The following is an 18,276-nucleotide window of genomic DNA, read 5'->3' as shown; positions in this document are numbered from 1 at the left end:
CGTCGGCCGAGGCCGTGCGCAATCGGGCGATGTTCGAGCTGCTGTACTCGTCTGGCCTGCGCCTGTCGGAACTCACGAGCCTCGATCATCGCTACGTCGAGGCCGAGGGCTACCGTTCCGTGAGCTGGCTTGATTTGCCCGAACGCGAGGTGGTCGTGACCGGCAAGGGGAACAAGCGACGCCGCGTGCCCGTGGGCGAGAAAGCGGCGCAGGCGCTGGCCGGTTGGCTGGACATGCGGGCAGAACTGGCAACGGCTGAGCCGCATGCGCTGTTCCTGTCGGCGCGCGGCAAGCGCATCGGCGCGCGCGCGGTGCAGCAGGGGCTGTCGCGCCACGCGCTGGCGGCCGGGCTGCCGACACACGTGCACCCGCACATGCTGCGTCACTCGTTCGCCACGCACGTCCTGCAATCGTCCGGCGATCTTCGCGCCGTGCAGGAGATGTTGGGGCACAGCAATATTTCGACGACACAGATCTACACGAAGCTCGACTTCCAGCATCTCGCGAAGGTTTACGATCAGGCGCATCCGCGCTCGCGCAAGAAGCCCTGAGCGTTGCGGTGGGCGGCGCGACTCGGTGTAGAATCGCGTCCTTCCTCAGCAAGTCCCGCATGTTCTCCGTCTGCTGGATGACTTGCCGTCACCCCGTCGTCAACCGTTGGTCCGTCCCGCATGAATACCTTGACCCTCAAGCCCGGCAAAGAAAAGTCCTTGCTGCGCCGTCACCCCTGGATTTACGCCACCGCCGTGGCACGCGTGGACGGCAAACCGGCTTCCGGCGCGACGGTCGTGGTGCGCGCCGCCGACGGGCGATTTCTCGCTCGCGCCGCCTTCAGCCCGGTCTCGGCCATCCGCGCACGCGTGTGGACGTTCGATGAAAACGAGCCGGTCGATCATGCGTTCTTCAAGCGTCGCGTGACCGCCGCCCTCGCTTATCGCGAGCAGATGGTGCACGACACCGGGGCGACCCGCCTGATCTTCGGCGAGGCCGACGGCCTGCCGGGTCTGATCGTCGACCGTTATCAGTCCGCGCCCGGTGCGCCGGTGACGGACCAGATCGTTTGCCAGTTCATGGCGGCGGGCGTGGAAGTCTGGAAAGACGCGATCGTGAATGCCCTCGTCGGCGCGACCGGCTGCCCCAATGTCTACGAGCGCTCCGACGCCGCCGTGCGCGAGCGCGAAGGTCTGCCGAGCCTCACTGGCGTGCTGGCGGGGGCTGAGCCGCCCCAGGCGCCCGACTTGCTCACGACGTACGAGTGTGGCGTGAAGTATTACGTCGACGTGCGCAACGGGCACAAGACCGGCTTCTATGTCGATCAGCGCGACAATCGTCTGCTGGTGAAGCAGCAGGCCAAGGGCCGCGACGTGCTCAACTGCTTCTGCTATACCGGGGGCTTTTCGCTGGCGGCGCTGGCGGGCGGGGCGCAGAGCGTGTTGTCCATCGACTCGTCGGGCGACGCGTTGGCCATCGGCGCGCGCAATGTCGAACTCAACGGTTTCGACGCCGCGCGCGCCGAATGGCGCGACGCCGATGTCTTCAAGACCCTGCGCGCGTTGCGCGAAGAGGGGCGCCTGTTCGACATGATCGTGCTCGATCCGCCCAAGTTCGCACCGTCGGCCCATCACGTGGAGCGTGCCGCACGGGCGTACAAGGACATCAATCTGGCCGGTTTCAAGCTGCTGCGCCCGGGCGGCCAGCTGCTGACGTACTCGTGCTCAGGCGCGATCGATGCCGATCTGTTCCAGAAGATCGTGGCGGGCGCGGCCGTGGATGCCGGCGTGGACGCCCGCATTCTGCGGCGCCTGTCGGCGGGCATGGATCACCCCATGCTCACCCAGTTCCCCGAAGGCGAATATCTCAAGGGGCTTTGGTTGCAGCGTATGTAAGCGCTCGCTTCTGTGGGCGTCAACCCAGTGTCAGTGCGACCACGCCCAGCGCGATCAACACGGCACCGCCCACGCGGCGGTGCATCTCCCCTTCGCCCAGCAGCCGCACGCCCAACAGCGCGGCAATCATCATCGACATCTCCCGCGCTGGGGCGACGTGCGACACCGGCGCGTACTTGAGCGCCGTCAGGATCAGGAAGTAGGACATCGGCGAGATAAGCGAGATCAGCACGATCTTGCGCCAGTTCGCCTGCCACACCATGACCATGCGGGCGGGACGCGAGCACGCCATCGGTGCCGAGAGCACGACTCGCAGCACATTCTCCAGGTAGTAATAGACGAGCGGTGCAAGCAGCAGGGTGCGGATGGCGTAGGCGTCGGCCAGCGTATACGCTGCGATGAATCCGCCGGTCAGCACGCCCCAGCCCGCGCCCGCGTGCATGGTGTCGCGCCGGAACAGGCGCTCGCCCCCGGCGATGATCAGCACGCCGACGACTACCAGCCCGATCCCGAAAAGCGCCAGCCAGCCCGGGCGTTCCCCCAGCAGCACGATGGCGCCCAGCGACGACAGCAATGGCCCGGTGCCCCGTGCGAGCGGATAGACGACCGACAGGTCGCCCACCCGGTAGCCGCGCTGCAGGACTAGCGTGTAGCCGTAGTGCAGCATGGCGCTCGTGGCGATCACGCCCCAACCCAGCGCATTCGGCCAACTGGCGTTTGAACCGATCAGGAAAAACAGCGCCAGCGGCGTGTACAGCACGACGGTCAGCAGCGCATAGAGGAAGACGAGCTGCGGGCCGCCGCCTTCGCGCGTGTCGATGCGCTTGGCGAGGAAATTCCAGGTGGCATGCAGGAATGCGGCGGTAACAACGAGGGCGAGAGCGGTGAGCGACATGGTGAGCGGTGTTTTTTGCGTCAATTGTATGACGCATTGCCCGTTCACCTCCGGACAGATTCGGTCGGCGGCCTTCAGGGCTCGGGAAATGCCTACTTTTGCAACTCCGTTGCAGTGCTGGCGGTGCTGTGCTTAAATCGATTTATGAGCCTTATTCAACTACAACCTTATCTGGAAGCCGCCCGTACGAGCTTGCAAGAGCAATCGGGCCGCGTGACCTCTGGACGCGTGCGCGTGCTGGCGATGCTGCTCAAGGCGGGCCGTCCGCTCACGCACCAGGAAGTGCTGGCCGATCTGGCCACCGACGCCGATCCGCTCGACCGCGTAACGGCCTACCGCGTGCTCGATTGGCTGGTCGCGCAGGGCTGGGCCATCAAGCAGGCCGGTGACGACCGAATCTTCCGCTTCGTCATGGCCGAGCATGTCGACCCGCAGCGTGCGGCATCGCCGCGTCCGCATACGCAACACGGACATTTTCGTTGCGTACGCTGCCACCGGACCTTCTGTCTTGACGATTGGCCCCAGCATCCCCAATTGAGTGAGCGCGAACTCAAGCGCCTGCCCAAGGGTTTCGTGGGCGAACAGGTCGAGCTGATGATTCATGGCACTTGCGCACAGTGCGCGGGCGCCCCCAACTGACGCGTCCCCAGCCGCTTTTCGTTACCTCGGGTACAGTGGGCGACATTGAGACGGCGTCGAGTACGCCGCATTACAACAGGACATAGCATTCATGACCCCCGTCACCATCCTGACCGGCTTTCTCGGCAGCGGAAAAACCACGCTGCTCAAGCGCATCCTGACCGAGGCGCATGGCATGAAGATCGCCGTCATCGAAAATGAATTCGGTGAAGAGAACATCGATAACGACATCCTCGTGCACGACAACGCCGAGCAGATCGTACAGATGAGCAACGGCTGCATCTGCTGTACGATTCGTGGCGACCTGGTGAAGGCGCTGTCCGACCTGAACAGCCAGCGCGACGCGGGTGCGATCCAGTTCGACCGCGTGGTCATCGAGACGACCGGCCTGGCCAACCCCGGCCCGGTGGCGCAAACCTTCTTCATCGACGACGAGGTGGCCGACACCTACCGGCTCGACGCCATCATCACGCTGGTCGACGCGAAGCACGCCCAGCAGCAGCTCGATCAGCACGAAGTGGTGCAGCGCCAGGTGGGGTTTGCCGATCGCCTGTTCATCACCAAAGCCGATCTGGTCACGCCCGAGGCGCTGGACGACCTGAAGCATCGCCTCGCGCACATGAATCCGCGCGCGCCGCAGCAGGAAGTCGACTTCGGCCAGGCCGAGCTCAAGCAGATCTTCGACCTTCACGGCTTCAACCTGAACGACAAGCTCGACATCGATCCGGAATTCCTGGGCGCCGACGACCACGCGCACGATCACGATCACAGCCATGATCACGATCACTCGCACTGCGATCACGATCATGACCAGTGCGCGCACGAGGGGCACGACCACGGTCACGCCCATGCCCACCACGACGACGCCATCAAATCGTTTGTCTTTCGCAGCGAGAAAGCCTTCGATCCGGCGAAGCTGGAGGATTTCCTCGGGAGCATCCTACAGGTGTACGGCGAACGCTTATTGCGTTATAAAGGTGTATTAAACATGCGTGGCATCGACCGCCGGGTCGTGTTCCAGGGCGTTCACCAGATGATGGGCAGCGACGTGGGCGCGAAATGGCAGCCCGATGAGACGCCGAACACCAAGATGGTGTTTATTGGTGCCGAGCTGCCGAAAGAGATCATCCTGCAAGGGCTGGAGCGCTGTCTGGTCTGAGCGGGACCGGCGAACCGTGCAACGGGAAACCCCTTAATCAGGGCTGTTGAACGATTCGGTTACAATACGTGCCCACTGGGGCTGCCGCCAGCGAACCAACGCGGCACTTCGGAGGGCCGGCAGGGGAGCACCGCCATGGCTACCGCCTCTCGCAAGACTGCCACCGCAGGCCCCACGCGCCGGTCAGAGCCGGCGTCGGAAGCGGGCGCCAAGCGGGCTCCAGCAGGTAATTCGAAGACGGGCGAAAAGGCCGCCGCCAAGCACGGGGCGCCCAAATCGTCCGGTAGGAACGTAACCCAAGAAGCCGCCCGCGGCATCGCCGGTAAGCAAGACGTCCCACTCGCTGCAGGGGCGTCACCGGACTATCCGAAAGAGACGCCACAAAAACCCATGAGCAAGAAAAGACTTTTGACCGAGGCCGAAATTCTGAAGATGGGCGAGAAGGACTACATGAATGAAGATCAACTCGCCTTCTTCAAGGATCGTCTGGAAAACCTGCAGGCTGACATTTTGCGTAACGCCGGTCAAACCACCGAGAACCTGCGCGAAACCATTCTCGTCCCGGATCCGGCCGACCGCGCCACGATTGAAGAGGAGCACGCGCTTGAGCTGCGTACCCGCGATCGTGAACGCAAGCTGCTGAAGAAGGTGCAACAGTCGCTCGCTCGCATCGAATCGGGCGAATATGGCTGGTGCGAAGAAACCGGAGAGCCGATCGGCGTTCCGCGTCTGCTCGCCCGCCCGACCGCCACCCTGTCGCTCGAAGCGCTAGAGCGTCGCGAATTGCGTCAGAAGCTGTTCGGCGACTGATCGCATCGCACAACCGGCCCGACGCCGCGCGGTGGCGGCAGGTCAGGTCCGTCGGCGCCCGGTTTGCCAAAGGCACGTCGTCTCGACGTGCCTTTTTTGTTGCCGTTTTTTGACGTCGTCCGGTCGACCGCGGCCCGTTCCTCCCGGAACTGTGGCTTGCACGCAACGCTTGCTGACGCTCGCCGTCGAGCCAACTTTATGCCACAATTGCAACTCAGTTGCAATTGTGGCCGCCTATGCCGTCTATCGAATCCGCTTCTCGCTTTTGGCGCGCGCGTTTGCGCACGCGGGTGGGGTGTGGGCGAAGCGGTTGGGTCGCGTGGCTCATCGTTGCGCTGATCGGCGTACAGATCTGGGGGCTGCAACACGAAATTCTGCATGCCCGAAGGTTGTCCGGCGTGCCGCCGGTTTCGGCAGATGCGAGCCGGTCAGCGGCGGGCGAGGCGAATGATCCGGACGAGGCGGGAGGTGCGGATCTCGCGATGGCCGCAGACGGTCGCGCCCAAGCGGTCGGCACGGTGTCCGTCGATTTCGGCAACTCCCACCACCATTGCCATCTGTTCGAAGGCGCCACGCTGGCCGCGGCCATGGCCGTGGCCGTCCTGTCGTGGGGAAGCGATACCGTCATCGCGAGCCTCCCCCAGCGCGCGACCGGGCGCCGTCACCCGAGCGTTCACCGACGACCGTTCGACTCCCGCGCACCGCCGCTCGCGATCTGACGCCACGCGTATTCGCGCCATTCGAACTTCTCCGCGCTGACTGCGCGAATCCCTGCCACGGTCCGTACCGACCCTCGCAGCCTTCGGGCCCGCGATGGCGGCGGCTGCACGCTCGTCGGCCCATCATCGCCGACGCGGCGGGGCTTCGTTCGCGCCGAGGCCCGGAATCCTCGGGAGCCCGTTGACGAGGCTCCCGCGCACCGACCCAACACACCCGATACCGACATGGCACTTTCTGCTTTGAACGCCGCGCGTGAGCGCGCGACGCCCTTGCTAGCCCCCGCTTTCCCCATCGAGGCCCCTTCGGCTTCCCGCCGGGCACGCCGCCCGTGGCCCGTGAACTCGCCGCGCCCGCTCGCCGCAGCGCTGACGTTCAGCGCGCTCGCTGCGGCAAGCGCGTCCGTGCAGGCGGCCGATGTGTCCGATGCACCCTTGGAAGCAACGTCTGCCGCTGCCGTCCCGGCGAGGCCTGAAGTGACGTTGCCAACCACCTTCGTGACCGGCAATCCGCTTGGGCGCGCCGCTGCCGACTTGACCGTGCCACTTACTGAACTCGACGGGAAGGCGCTGGCGTTGCGCCGTGCAGGCACGTTGGGCGAGACGCTTGACGGGCTGCCGGGCGTGTCGGCCACATCGTACGGCCCGAACGTCAGCCGCCCCATCATTCGTGGCCTCGACGGCGACCGCATTCGCGTGTTGCAGAACGGCACGGCGGCGCTCGACGCCTCGTCGCTATCCTACGATCACGCCGTGGCGCAGGATCCGCTGACGATCGAACGCGTAGAAGTCGTGCGGGGCCCTGCGGCACTGCTCTACGGCGGCAATGCGGTCGGCGGCGTGATCAACACCATTGACAACCGCATTCCGCGAGAATCCATCACCGGCATTTCCGGTGCGACGGACTTCAGCTATGGCGGTGCGAACCGCGAACGTGCCGGGGCCGCGCAACTTGAATTCGGCAACGGCGAGTTCGCGTTCCACGTTGACGGCTTCGCCCGAAAAAGCGCGGACCTGCGCATTCCCGGCTTCGCCCGTTCGGCGCAACAACGCGGCCGCGATGACGAGGACACGCCGCAACCGTCGGGCACCTTGCCCAACAGCCAGGGGCAGGTGAGTGGCGCGGCTGTCGGTGCGTCGTGGACGTGGGCCGACGGCTATACGGGCCTGTCGTACTCCGGTTACGACTCGGATTACGGCACCGTGGCCGAGGCGGACACACGCATTCGGCTGCGGCAGCAGCGTTTGGCATTGGCCAGCGAGATCCGCGACCTGAGCGGCCCGATCACCGCTCTCAAGTTCAACTTTGGCTACACCGATTACGAGCACAAGGAAATCGAAAACGGCGAGACGGGAACGACCTTCAAGAATCACGGCTACGAAGGCCGTATCGAAGCGCGTCACGCGAAGCTCGGGCCACTCGACGGCGCCGTGGGCGTGCAGTTCTCGCAGAACACCTTCTCCGCGCTAGGTGAAGAGGCCTTTGTGCCGAAGAGCGACACGCGCAATGTCGCGCTGTTTGCCCTCGAAGAGTGGGCGATGCATCCGGCGATCAAGCTCTCGTTCGGCGCGCGCATCGAGCACTCGAGCGTCAAGCCGACGGCGGGCGGTAATGAGCGCTTCGACAATCTGCCGTCGCGCGACTTCACGCCGGGCAGCGTGTCGGCGGGTGCGGTCTTCGCATTGGCCCCCGCGTGGTCGGTCGCGCTCAACACCTCGTACACCGAGCGCGCGCCCACGTTCTACGAGCTGTATGCGAACGGCCCGCACCTGGCGACCGGGGTCTGGGAAATCGGCAGTCCGCAGGCCGCGATTGAAAAGGCGTTTTCGACGGACCTGTCGCTACGCTATGAGCAGGGCCCGAACAAGGCCAGCGTCGGTCTCTTCTACAGCCGCTTCAACAACTTCATCGCACTCAACAATACGGGGCGCACGATCGATGAGGGCGGCCAGAGTTTGCCGGTCTATCAGTACGCGGGTGTGCCAGCCGACCTCTACGGAATGGAAGCCGAAGGCCGTGCGCGCCTTTGGCGCGGTCACGGCAACCTCGATCTCGAACTGCGCGGCGACTACACAATCGCGCGCAACCGCGAGACGGGCGAACCGCTGCCGCGCATCGCACCATTGCGTCTGACGGCGGCGCTTGCCTATGCGTTGGGTCACTGGGGCGCGCGACTGGAAATGGTGCACGCCAGTCCTCAAGGCCGCGTGCCCGCCAACGATCTGACGACCCGTGGCTACACCACGCTCGGTGCGGCGCTCACCTATCAGTTCAAGGCGGGTGGCGCGCAGTGGCTGGCGTACTTGAAGGGAGAGAACCTGACCAACCAGGAGGTACGTTTGGCCAGCTCGGTGCTGCGCGACATTGCGCCGCAGGGGGGGCGCTCGGTTCGCGTGGGTTTGCGCACCACGTTCTGAGCGGGATCGTGCCGCAAAAACGGAGTAATTTCCGAGAAATTTCCTCGCAGTAGACGATTCGCGCGGCGCATTGCCGCGCGAATTTCACGATCCATGCCACGTTGTGCGGCATCGCCTCGAGGGCGTCAAGCGGGGCGGGCGTGTTGCCGTCGACGCCTCTTGATATTCTTTCGATTGCCCTAAACTACAGTGACATCTCGCCCGGTCGGGCACGTCGTCACGATTGTGTGGCGCGCGCGGCCGGGCCAATCGTTACGGGGCGCACGTCGCCCCCCGAAAAGGAACAGGCATGGAGCAATATCACGGCACCACCATCGTCTGCGTTCGGCGCGGCGATCAGGTCGCGCTTGGCGGCGACGGTCAGGTCACCCTCGGCAACATCGTGATGAAGGGCACCGCCCGCAAGGTTCGCACGATTTACGACGGCAAGGTCATGGTTGGCTTCGCGGGTGCGACGGCCGATGCCTTCTCGCTGCTCGATCGTTTCGAGGCGAAGCTCCAGAAGCACCAGGGGCATTTGACGCGCTCGGCGGTGGAACTGGCCAAGGATTGGCGTACCGACCGCATGCTGCGCCGGCTCGAAGCGATGATGATCGTCGCCGATGCCGAGACCACGCTGGTCATCACCGGCAACGGCGATGTGCTCGATCCGGAGGGTGGCGTTGCCGCGATCGGTTCGGGCGGATCGTACGCCCAGGCGGCCGCCCGCGCGCTGGTCGAGAACACGGACCTGACGCCGGCGGAAGTCGTCAAGAAGGCGCTGACGATCGCGGGCGAAATGTGCATCTACACCAACGGCAATCACATCATCGAGGCGCTGCCCCCGAAGGCAGCGCAGTGACGACGCGCGTGCCGCAGCGGGCCTCCCTCCTGCGGCACGATTGGCCGGTCGGCAGGTGACCGGCCGGACGTCACCCTCCGTGCGAACCCCCTAATTTGGCGAACGTCATGACCCATATGACCCCCTCAGAGATCGTTTCCGAACTCGACAAACACATCATCGGCCAGCACAAGGCCAAGAAGGCCGTCGCGGTGGCGTTGCGCAACCGCTGGCGCCGTCAGCAGGTGGCCGATCCCCTGCGTCAGGAAATCACGCCGAAGAACATTCTGATGATCGGTCCGACCGGTGTCGGCAAGACCGAAATCGCGCGCCGTTTGGCCAAGCTGGCCGACGCGCCATTCATCAAGGTCGAGGCGACCAAGTTCACCGAAGTCGGCTACGTGGGGCGCGACGTGGACAGCATCGTGCGCGACCTCGCGGAAATCGCGATCAAGCAGACGCGTGAAGCTGAAATGAAGAAGGTGCGCACCACGGCGGAAGATCGCGCCGAGGATCGCATTCTCGATCTGTTGCTGCCGAGCGGGCGCGAGTCGTCGCGCGACATCCGTTTCGGTTCGGCGTCGCACGAGGTCGAGGCCAGCAGCGAGGATAACGCCACGCGCCAGACGTTCCGCAAACGTCTGCGCGAAGGTCAGCTCGACGACAAGGAAGTCGAATTGGAAGTGGAAATTCCGGCGCAGGGCATGGAGATCATGGGCCCGCCGGGCATGGAAGAGATGACCGAGCAGATCAAGGGCATGTTCGCGAATCTGGGCAACCAGCGCAAGAAGCGCCAGAAGCTCAAGATCAAGGACGCGCTCAAGGTGCTGACCGACGAAGAAGCGTCGAAGATGCTCAACGACGAGGAGGTCAAGCAACTGGCCTTGCGCAACGTCGAGCAGAACGGCATCGTGTTCCTCGACGAAATCGACAAGATCGCCACGCGCAGCGAAGTGGGTGGCGGCGACGTGTCGCGTCAGGGCGTGCAGCGCGACCTGCTGCCGCTCGTGGAAGGCACGACCGTGAGCACGAAGTTCGGCATGATCAAGACGGATCACATTCTGTTCATCGCGAGCGGGGCGTTCCATCTGGCCAAGCCGAGCGATCTGATTCCGGAACTGCAGGGCCGCTTCCCGATTCGCGTCGAACTCGAATCGCTGTCGGTCCAGGATTTCGAAGCGATCCTCACGCAGACGGATGCCAGCCTCGTGAAGCAGTATCAGGCCTTGCTCGCCACGGAAGACGTGACGCTCGACTTCGCGCCGGACGGCATCAAGCGGCTCGCGGAAATCGCTTTCTCTGTGAACGAGAAGACGGAAAACATCGGGGCGCGACGTCTATACACCGTCATCGAAAAGCTGCTCGAGGACATCTCGTACAACGCCGGCAAGCAGGCGAACGAAGTGGTGTCGATCGACGCCGGCTACGTCAATCGCTTCCTCGAGGAAGTGGCGCAGAACGAAGATCTGTCGCGCTACGTGCTGTGATGGCGTGACGTTCGTTGCAATGTGAAAAAGGCCCCTCGGGGCCTTTTTTTGCGTTTGACGATTTGACGATGGGCGTTACTGCTTCACCGGACGCTTGAGCAGTTTGCGCTGCAGCGTGCGCCGATGCATGTTCAGCGCGCGTGCCGTGGCGGAGATGTTGCCGTTGTGCTCGGTGAGCACGCGTTGAATGTGCTCCCATTCGAGGCGCGCGACCGACAGCGGCGAGGGGTTTTCGATGGCTTCGTCGGCCTGGGTCTCGCTCGCATCGCTGCGCAGCGACGCGAGGATGGTGTCGGCGTTGGCCGGCTTGGCCAGGTAGTTGTCGGCGCCATCCTTGACGGCTTGCACCGCCGTCGCAATGCTCGCGTAGCCGGTGAGCACCAGCATGCGTGATTTCGGTTGCAACGCGCGCAATGGCGCGATGAGCGGCAGTCCCGAGTCGTGACCCAGATGAAGGTCGACCGAGATCAGGTCGAACTGGCGCGTGCGCGCCGCGAGCAGCGCCGCGGCGCTGTCGGCGGCGATCTGCACGTCATAGCCGCGCCGCGTCAGCGCGCGGGCGAGCGTTTCGGCGAAAACGACGTCGTCGTCGATAAGAAGGAAGTGGGAGGCGTTCATGTCTGACTCCGCGAGCCGAAGAGGAAAGTGGCCATCGGCAGGCGCAGCTCGGCGCGCGTGCCTTGCGGCGTGTTGGGGGTGAGGACGATGTCGCCGCCGAGACGCTGGGCACTGGCAAAGGCCAGATACAGGCCCATGCCTTGTCCGCCGTGCGTACTCATGACGGGTGAATTTCCCAGCCGGGTACGCAGCTCGGCGGTCATGCCGGGGCCTTCGTCGCAGACCGTGAAGCGGATGTCGTCCGGCGTGACCGCCACGTCGAGGGTGACCGACGACGGGCTGAAATACGCGGCGTTATCAAGCACGATGGTCAGGATCTGGCCAACTTGCACGGTGTCTTCGATGCGCGCGGTCAACTTTGGCGGCACGCGCATCTGGAACTGGACTTGCGGATGCCGTAAGCGCCATTGCGTGGTGAACGCCGGCAACCATTCGGCCAACGCCTGCCGCACCGGTGCCGCCGCACGCGTCTGCACGTGGCCGATGGCGCTCTTGCACAGCGCGATCTGTTGTTCAAGCGTCTGCAGATCCGGCTCGTAGGGCTTCAACGCGGCATTGCCCAGGCTCTCGCTGCGCAGTTCGCCGACGACCACGGCCATGGTCGAGAGCGGGGTGCCGAGTTCGTGCGCCACGCTCGCGGCCTGAGCGCCGAGAGCGGCCATCCGCTCGTCGCGCAGCAGCCGCTGTTCGGCGCGGGCGAGTTGCGCGTCGCGCGCGCGCAAGGCCCGCGACATCCGCGAAACGAACCACGCGATCACGAGCACGCTGACCACGAAGTTGACCCACATGCCGGCCAGATGCAGGCGCAGCAGATTGCCCGGGTCTGCCAGATCGAGCGGCACGTACTGAAAGTTCAGCGCGCCATACGCGACCAGCGAGAGCAGCGCCAGTTGCGACGCGTTGCGCCATGGCAGCACGGCGGCGGCGATCGCCAGGCCCGGCAGGAAGAGGGAGACGAACGGGTTGGTCGCGCCGCCCGAGAAGAACAGCAGCGCCGTGAGCGCGGCCAGATCGACGAGCAATTGGCTCATCAGGTCCAGATCGGTGCGGCGCCGGGCGCGCTCGATACCTCGCCGCGTGCGCACCCACGTGAGGACGTTGAACAGCACTTCGAGGGCGATGATGGTGAGCATCGGCTCGAGCGGCAGACGTACGCCGAGCCAGAGTTGCACGACGCCGATCGTCGCCAACTGGCCGACGATGGCCAGACAGCGCAACCAGAAGAGCTGAACGACGTTGGCTCGCTCGATGGGGAAATGGGTCATACGACAAGTGTACCAAGTCCGGGTCACGGCCTATCCCGCGTCGCAGGGCGCTGCGACACTCTGCCGCATGGGTGCCGATGAAGAACCGATGAGGCGCCGATGATCGGCATCACGCAACGCGTTCCCGCGTGAGGCGGGGCGCGACTACAATGAGCATCCACGTCTCGCGCGGCAGGGTGTCGCGTAACCTCTCATGCGATACAGGGCGGAAGCCTTCCGTCGACAACGATAAGGAGTTTGCATGAAGCACAAGCTATGGGCAGTTGCCGCACTGAGTCTCGGCATGGCTTCGGCCTACGCACAGGTGGGGCAGGTGACGGTGTCCGACGCGTGGGCACGCGGCACCGTGCCGGGTCAGAGTGCGACCGGCATTTTCATGACGTTGCAGGCGCCTCGGGCGACCACGCTCGTGGGCGTGAGCACCCCCGCCGCCGCAAACGCCGAAGTGCATGAAATGAAGCTCGAAGGCACGCTCATGAAAATGCGCGCCCTGCCGAGCGGTTTGCCGCTGCCGGCCAATCAGCCCGTGCAGCTCAAGCCGGGCGGCTATCACATCATGCTCAGCGACCTGAAGACGCCGCTCAAGAAGGGCGACACCGTACCGGTCACGTTGCGCTTCGAATCCGCCGATCACAAGATGTCCGAGCAGCAGGTTCAGATCCCTGTGCTCGACCTGACGGCGAGCGGGCCTGCGGGCGCCGGCATGAGTGGTATGAATGGTATGAGCGGTATGGCCGGCATGGCGCACGGCGCCGCCCATAGTCAATAGAGCGCCGGCGGTTCGGGCCATGGCCAACAAGACGCTCGGTACCCGGCAGAAGCTGATGTTTCGCGGCACGGCGGGTGTCGGCGGCCGGGTGGGCGCCCGTTACACGGGGGGGCGGCCTCCGTCACCGGCGCCTGGCGCGCCCGGGGTGCCGGGCCGTCGGCCGGGGTCAGTCGGGATTGGCAATGGTCGCGAGGTCGGTGGGGTTGGTGAGGTTGGCGGACGTCGCACGGGCGGCGGCGGTGCCGCTGATTCCCGCACCGGCCGCAAGCAGCGCCGCGCGAAGACAGGCGGGGCATAGACAGGTGCCCCGCGGCGAAACGAGTTGCACAACTGCAACAGCGGCGGCGTTGTCAGGGGCTGGCCTCTGGCGGGGGGGCGCAGCGCGTAAATCGGGAGCGAAAGGGGACGCGGTAAAAATCGGCCGCTGACGGGCGTGCATGGAGAGGCCAAAGGGGAGATACGCACGCGCGGCCCTGCGCCGCTGACGGGGCGAGAATCGCCGCATTTGCGGTTGCCGCCCCGCATGTGACGAAGGGTCGCCATGGGCATCGACCGACGCAAGTCCCAGACCCTGTCGAATCCCGTCAAAGCCCCGCACGGCCGGGCGCCTTGGCTGTACAATTCGCCGTGTTTCTGGTCCACCTGCGAAAAACCTTCCCGCCATGTCCGATCTGCAACCGTCTTCCATCGACGACATCGCTCCTGCTCTCAAGGCCGAAGTTCTGGCTGAGGCGATGCCGTATATCCGCAAATATCACGGCAAGACCGTGGTGATTAAATACGGCGGCAACGCAATGACCGAAGAGCGCCTGAAGCGAGGCTTCGCGCGCGACGTCATTCTTCTCAAGCTCGTGGGCATCAACCCGGTGGTGGTGCATGGGGGCGGTCCGCAGATCGATCAGGCGCTCAAGAAGATCGGCAAGCAGGGCACGTTCGTCCAGGGCATGCGCGTGACCGACGAAGAGACGATGGAAGTGGTTGAGTGGGTGCTCGGCGGCGAAGTCCAGCAGGACATCGTCATGCTGATCAACCAGTACGGCGGCCAGGCGGTGGGTCTCACCGGCAAGGACGGCGGCCTGATCAACGCGCGCAAGATGTTGATTCCGGATCGCGAAAACGCCGGCAAGCTGCTCGACATCGGTTTCGTCGGTGAAGTCGACTCGATCAATCCGGCCGTGGTGCGTGCGCTGCAAGACGACGCTTTCATCCCGGTGATTTCGCCGATCGGCGTTGGGGAAGATGGCCAGGCGTACAACATCAACGCCGACCTCGTGGCCGGCAAGCTCGCCACGGTGTTGGGCGCCGAGAAGTTGGTGATGATGACCAACATCCCGGGCGTGATGGACAAGGACGGCAATCTGCTGACCGACCTGTCGGCGCGCGAGATCGACGACCTATTCGCCGACGGCACGATCTCGGGCGGCATGCTGCCGAAGATCTCGTCGGCACTCGACGCTGCGAAGAGCGGCGTGAAGTCGGTGCACATCGTCGACGGCCGCATCGAGCATTCGGTGCTGCTCGAAATCCTGACGGAACAGCCATTCGGCACGATGATCCGCTCGCATTGAGTGCGACGTGTGGGGGCGGTGACGATGCCAACATCGCACGGCCCCCCCGAGTATCGAAGGCGGACCCTGCGGGGTCCGCTTTGTTTTGGTGTGACCCCTTTTTCGCGAGACCGCATGCCCACCCCCGCCTTTTTCTCCTGGAGCGGCGGCAAGGATTCCTGCCTTGCCCTGCATCACGCATTGTCTGGCGACACGCGCGGCGAGCCGCACTACGAGGTGCGTCGTCTGCTTGCGATGTTCGACGAAACGGGCGACAGCTCGCGCTCGCATGGTTTGCCGCGTGAATTGATGCAGGCGCAGGCGGACGCACTCGGCATCGCGCTCGACGTCGGCCATGCCGGCTGGCGCGAATACGAGGCGGCGTTCGTCGCCCGCTTGCTGGCGATGCGTGCCGAGGGCATCACGCACGGCTTGTTCGGCGATATCGATTTGCAGCCGCACCGCGATTGGGAAGAGAAGGTCTGCGCGGCGGCGGGCATGACCGCCGTATTGCCGCTGTGGCAACGCGAGCGCCTGACACTCGCGCACGAATTCATCTCGCTGGGCTATCGGGCGGTGATCGTCTGTGTGGACGGTCGGCACCTCGGGCCGGAATTCGTCGGCCGCGAATACGATGCCTCGCTGCTGGCGGACCTGCCGGCGCACGTCGACGCGTGCGGTGAGAACGGCGAGTTCCACACGTTCGCCTTCGATGGCCCTCGCTTCACGCGCCCGGTGCCGTGGCGCATCGAGCGTGTCGAGACGATTCACGGCCCCAAAGAGTACGGCGGCACGCCGTACCACCGCGCGCAGATCGTGGCAGCGGGCGGCTGACCGGCGCCCACGGCATCAGCCGGGCGCCGTCAGCCGACGCAGTTCGTCGAGCAGCTTGGCGGCGGGGCTTGGCAAGATCCCCTGACGGCGGCGGAAGGCCGTGAGCGTGCGCGTGGCGTGAACGGTCGGGATCGGCAGGGTGTCCATCACACGCGCGCGTGCTTCGACGTCATACATCGGCTCTGGCATCCACGTCAGAAAGCCGCATCGCGCGACCATGCTCTTGAGCACCGGGACGGAGCGCGTCTCCACGACAATGTTGGGCAACGCCAGCCCATGCGAGGCGAACACGCTTTCCACATGCGCGTATGGCGCGGTGCCGCGCGGCGGAATCGCCCAGCGTTCCCCGAGTGTGTCGGCCAGTGTGAGCGTGCCGCGCTGGCGCAACGGATGGTCGCACGCGGCGACCACATAGCTGTCGTCCTTCCAATGGCAGTCGGAGATCGCGACGATGTCATCGGTGTCGGGGGCCACAGTCGAGAGCGCCAGATCGATCTCGTGGTGCATCAGTCCCTGGGCGAGCCGGTCCCAAACCCCTTCGATGATTTCCACGCGCAGGTTCGGCCAGCGGTCGAGCACGCGCTCGACCGCGAGCGGCAGCACATGGCTGGCGATGGCGCCGACCGCGCCGACCTTGATCGTGCCTTTCGCGAGGCCGCGCAGCGCATCGATTTCTTCACGCGCATGCTCGGCTTCGCGCTCGAGCAATATGGCGTGCGGCAGCAACGCTTGCCCGAATGCCGTCAAGGCCATCCCCTTGCTGTGACGCTCGAACAGCGGCGCGCCGAGATCGGCTTCGAGCCGTTTGATGGTACGGCTCAGCGCGGGCTGCGTGAGATGCAGCTCGGTCGCGGCGCGTCCGAGACTGCCGGTCTCGACGATGGTCGTGAAAGCGCGCAATTGCTGGAGATTGAGGCTCATGGGGGGGAGGGCAGTCCAGAGGTCGGAACGAGACCGAGCGCCGCTCCGGCAACGTGGCAGCAGGGCGGCGCATAAGCCATGCAAAATCGTAATGACTTCGGCACGTAAAAGCAATTCCGGTGCATATATCGACTCCCTATACTCGTCGAAACGCTCGCCGAGACCCGCACCTGATCGCGCGGCCCGAGCTACGACAACCGCCCGCCGTCACGCGTTCGCCCGTCGACGGTGGCAGGAGACGACAGCCCCCATGAAAGACAGCCGAGAACTTCGTGCCGGCCAACGCGCCGGCGACCCGCAGACCCTGACGGTTCGTGAGGTGGTCATCGATCTGATGCGCCGCCATGGCATGACAAAGGTATTCGCCAACCCCGGTTCGACTGAGCTGCCGTTGTTCCGCGACTTCCCGCCGGACTTCGAGTACGTGCTGGGCCTGCAGGAGGCCGTCGTTGTCGGCATGGCCGATGGTTATGCGCAGGCGAGCGGCAACGCGGCGTTCGTCAACCTGCACTCGGCCGCCGGTGTCGGCAACGCGATGGGCAACATCTTTACCGCCTACAGGAACCAGACGCCGCTCATCGTGACGGCCGGACAGCAGGCGCGCTCGATTCTCCCGTTCGATCCGTTCCTTGCGTCGGTGCGTGCGACCGAGCTGCCGCAACCGTATGTCAAGTTCAGTCTGGAGCCGGCGCGCGCCGAAGACGTGCCGATGGCGCTGGCCCGCGCCTATCACATCGCCATGCAGGAACCGAAGGGGCCGGTCTTCGTCTCCATTCCGGTCGATGATTGGGACCGGCCGGCCGAGGCGTTGCCACCGCGTCAGGTGAGCACGCGGGTGCAGCCCGATCCGTTCGCACTTGCCCAACTGGGGGCGGCGCTCGATGCATGCTTGCGTCCGGTGTTCGTGGTCGGCTCGTCGATTGACCGCGCGGGGGCGTTCGATGCCGTGCGCGCGTTGGCCGAGCGGCATCACGCGCGCGTCTTCACCGCACCGATGTCCGCGCGCTGCGCGTTCCCGGAAGATCACCGGCTGTTTGCCGGCTTCCTGCCGCCGATGCGCGAGAAGATCGTCGATCTGCTGGGCGGTCACGATCTGATTCTTGTGATTGGCGCCCCGGCGTTCACGTATCACGTGGAAGGGACCGGGCCGCACGTGCCCGAGGGCGCTTCGCTGTTCCAGTTGATCGAAGATCCGGGCGTGGCCGCGTGGACGCCGGTCGGCGCCTCCGTCGTCGGTAACGTGCGACTCGGTGTCGAAGCCTTGCTTGCGCGTGAGGTGCCCGGCGAGCGCGCGTTGCCGCCGCCGCGCAGCATGCCGCCGGTGGCGCTGCCGAACGCGGCAGGCGAGCGCATGTCGACGGCCTTCGCACTGCAAACGCTCGCGAGCGTTCGCGCGGCGCACGACATCGTCGTCGAGGAGGCGCCGAGCGCACGCTCTGTCATGCAGCAATACCTGCCGTTCTCGCAGCCGGGCACGTTCTACACGATGAAC

Annotated in this window: 17 protein-coding genes; 13 read left to right on the top strand and 4 right to left on the bottom strand. The window is 65.1% G+C overall.

Annotation, left to right across the window (positions count from 1 at the left end; genetic code table 11):
- On the top strand, positions 1-551 hold a 551-nt coding region (locus tag A985_RS26345), incomplete at its 5' end, for a tyrosine-type recombinase/integrase (RefSeq protein WP_017235125.1).
- 120 nt (positions 552-671) lie between these two features.
- Positions 672-1,886, top strand: coding sequence for a class I SAM-dependent rRNA methyltransferase (locus tag A985_RS0119855; RefSeq protein ID WP_026132182.1), 1,215 nt, complete (start codon positions 672-674; stop codon positions 1,884-1,886).
- Between the two features lie 19 nt (positions 1,887-1,905).
- Here A985_RS0119855 and A985_RS0119850 read toward each other — a convergent pair whose 3' ends face one another.
- A complete protein-coding gene (locus A985_RS0119850) occupies positions 1,906-2,781 on the bottom strand; it encodes a DMT family transporter (protein ID WP_017235123.1) in 876 nt (291 codons plus the stop codon).
- A 144-nt stretch (positions 2,782-2,925) separates the two neighbouring features.
- On the opposite strand from A985_RS0119850, the gene A985_RS0119845 reads away from it, so the two are divergent.
- The 7 genes from A985_RS0119845 to hslU all read left to right on the top strand — a co-directional run bounded on the left by A985_RS0119845 (position 2,926) and on the right by hslU (position 10,830).
- Positions 2,926-3,420: a Fur family transcriptional regulator gene (locus A985_RS0119845; protein ID WP_017235122.1), complete on the top strand. Its 495-nt coding sequence runs from the start codon at positions 2,926-2,928 to the stop codon at positions 3,418-3,420.
- A 91-nt stretch (positions 3,421-3,511) separates the two neighbouring features.
- Positions 3,512-4,579, top strand: coding sequence for a GTP-binding protein (locus tag A985_RS0119840; protein ID WP_017235121.1), 1,068 nt, complete (start codon positions 3,512-3,514; stop codon positions 4,577-4,579).
- Between the two features lie 390 nt (positions 4,580-4,969).
- Entirely contained in the window at positions 4,970-5,389 is a 420-nt protein-coding gene (gene dksA / locus A985_RS0119835) for an RNA polymerase-binding protein DksA (protein WP_017235120.1), read from the top strand.
- 236 nt (positions 5,390-5,625) lie between these two features.
- Entirely contained in the window at positions 5,626-6,108 is a 483-nt protein-coding gene (locus A985_RS0119830) for a hypothetical protein (RefSeq protein WP_157211529.1), read from the top strand.
- Positions 6,109-6,333: 225 nt separating this feature from the next.
- Positions 6,334-8,523 carry a TonB-dependent receptor gene (locus A985_RS0119825; RefSeq protein ID WP_083902377.1) on the top strand — a complete coding sequence of 730 codons (2,190 nt, stop codon included), beginning with the start codon at positions 6,334-6,336 and terminating at the stop codon, positions 8,521-8,523.
- Between the two features lie 289 nt (positions 8,524-8,812).
- Positions 8,813-9,364 carry an ATP-dependent protease subunit HslV gene (gene hslV / locus A985_RS0119820; RefSeq protein WP_017235117.1) on the top strand — a complete coding sequence of 184 codons (552 nt, stop codon included), beginning with the start codon at positions 8,813-8,815 and terminating at the stop codon, positions 9,362-9,364.
- Positions 9,365-9,471: 107 nt separating this feature from the next.
- Positions 9,472-10,830 (top strand): ATP-dependent protease ATPase subunit HslU, encoded by a 1,359-nt coding sequence (gene hslU / locus A985_RS0119815; RefSeq protein WP_017235116.1) that lies wholly within the window; start codon positions 9,472-9,474, stop codon positions 10,828-10,830.
- Positions 10,831-10,905: 75 nt separating this feature from the next.
- On the opposite strand, the gene A985_RS0119810 is transcribed toward hslU, so the two are convergent.
- The gene (locus A985_RS0119810; RefSeq protein ID WP_017235115.1) at positions 10,906-11,448 is read right to left on the bottom strand and encodes a response regulator transcription factor; all 543 of its coding nucleotides are present in this window, start codon (positions 11,446-11,448) and stop codon (positions 10,906-10,908) included.
- Positions 11,445-12,713: an ATP-binding protein gene (locus A985_RS0119805; RefSeq protein ID WP_017235114.1), complete on the bottom strand. Its 1,269-nt coding sequence runs from the start codon at positions 12,711-12,713 to the stop codon at positions 11,445-11,447. The genes A985_RS0119810 and A985_RS0119805 overlap by 4 nt, the downstream gene beginning before the upstream one ends.
- Before the next feature lie 241 nt (positions 12,714-12,954).
- On the opposite strand from A985_RS0119805, the gene A985_RS0119800 reads away from it, so the two are divergent.
- From A985_RS0119800 to A985_RS0119790, 3 genes are all read left to right on the top strand, one after another.
- Positions 12,955-13,482 (top strand): copper chaperone PCu(A)C, encoded by a 528-nt coding sequence (locus A985_RS0119800; protein ID WP_017235113.1) that lies wholly within the window; start codon positions 12,955-12,957, stop codon positions 13,480-13,482.
- Positions 13,483-14,144: 662 nt separating this feature from the next.
- Positions 14,145-15,050 (top strand): acetylglutamate kinase, encoded by a 906-nt coding sequence (gene argB, locus A985_RS0119795; protein ID WP_017235112.1) that lies wholly within the window; start codon positions 14,145-14,147, stop codon positions 15,048-15,050.
- A 114-nt stretch (positions 15,051-15,164) separates the two neighbouring features.
- A complete protein-coding gene (locus A985_RS0119790; protein ID WP_017235111.1) occupies positions 15,165-15,863 on the top strand; it encodes a hypothetical protein in 699 nt (232 codons plus the stop codon).
- Between the two features lie 15 nt (positions 15,864-15,878).
- Here A985_RS0119790 and A985_RS0119785 read toward each other — a convergent pair whose 3' ends face one another.
- The gene (locus A985_RS0119785) at positions 15,879-16,784 is read right to left on the bottom strand and encodes a LysR family transcriptional regulator (protein ID WP_017235110.1); all 906 of its coding nucleotides are present in this window, start codon (positions 16,782-16,784) and stop codon (positions 15,879-15,881) included.
- Between the two features lie 250 nt (positions 16,785-17,034).
- On the opposite strand from A985_RS0119785, the gene mdlC reads away from it, so the two are divergent.
- On the top strand, positions 17,035-18,276 hold a 1,242-nt coding region (gene mdlC / locus A985_RS0119780; RefSeq protein ID WP_051060300.1), incomplete at its 3' end, for a benzoylformate decarboxylase.

Origin of the sequence: Pandoraea sp. B-6, from assembly GCF_000282835.1 — a bacterium.
In the GTDB taxonomy this organism is placed as follows: domain Bacteria; phylum Pseudomonadota; class Gammaproteobacteria; order Burkholderiales; family Burkholderiaceae; genus Pandoraea; species Pandoraea cepalis.
Note: the sequence above shows the minus strand (reverse complement) of the source record. Positions and strands in the feature narration are given on the sequence as shown.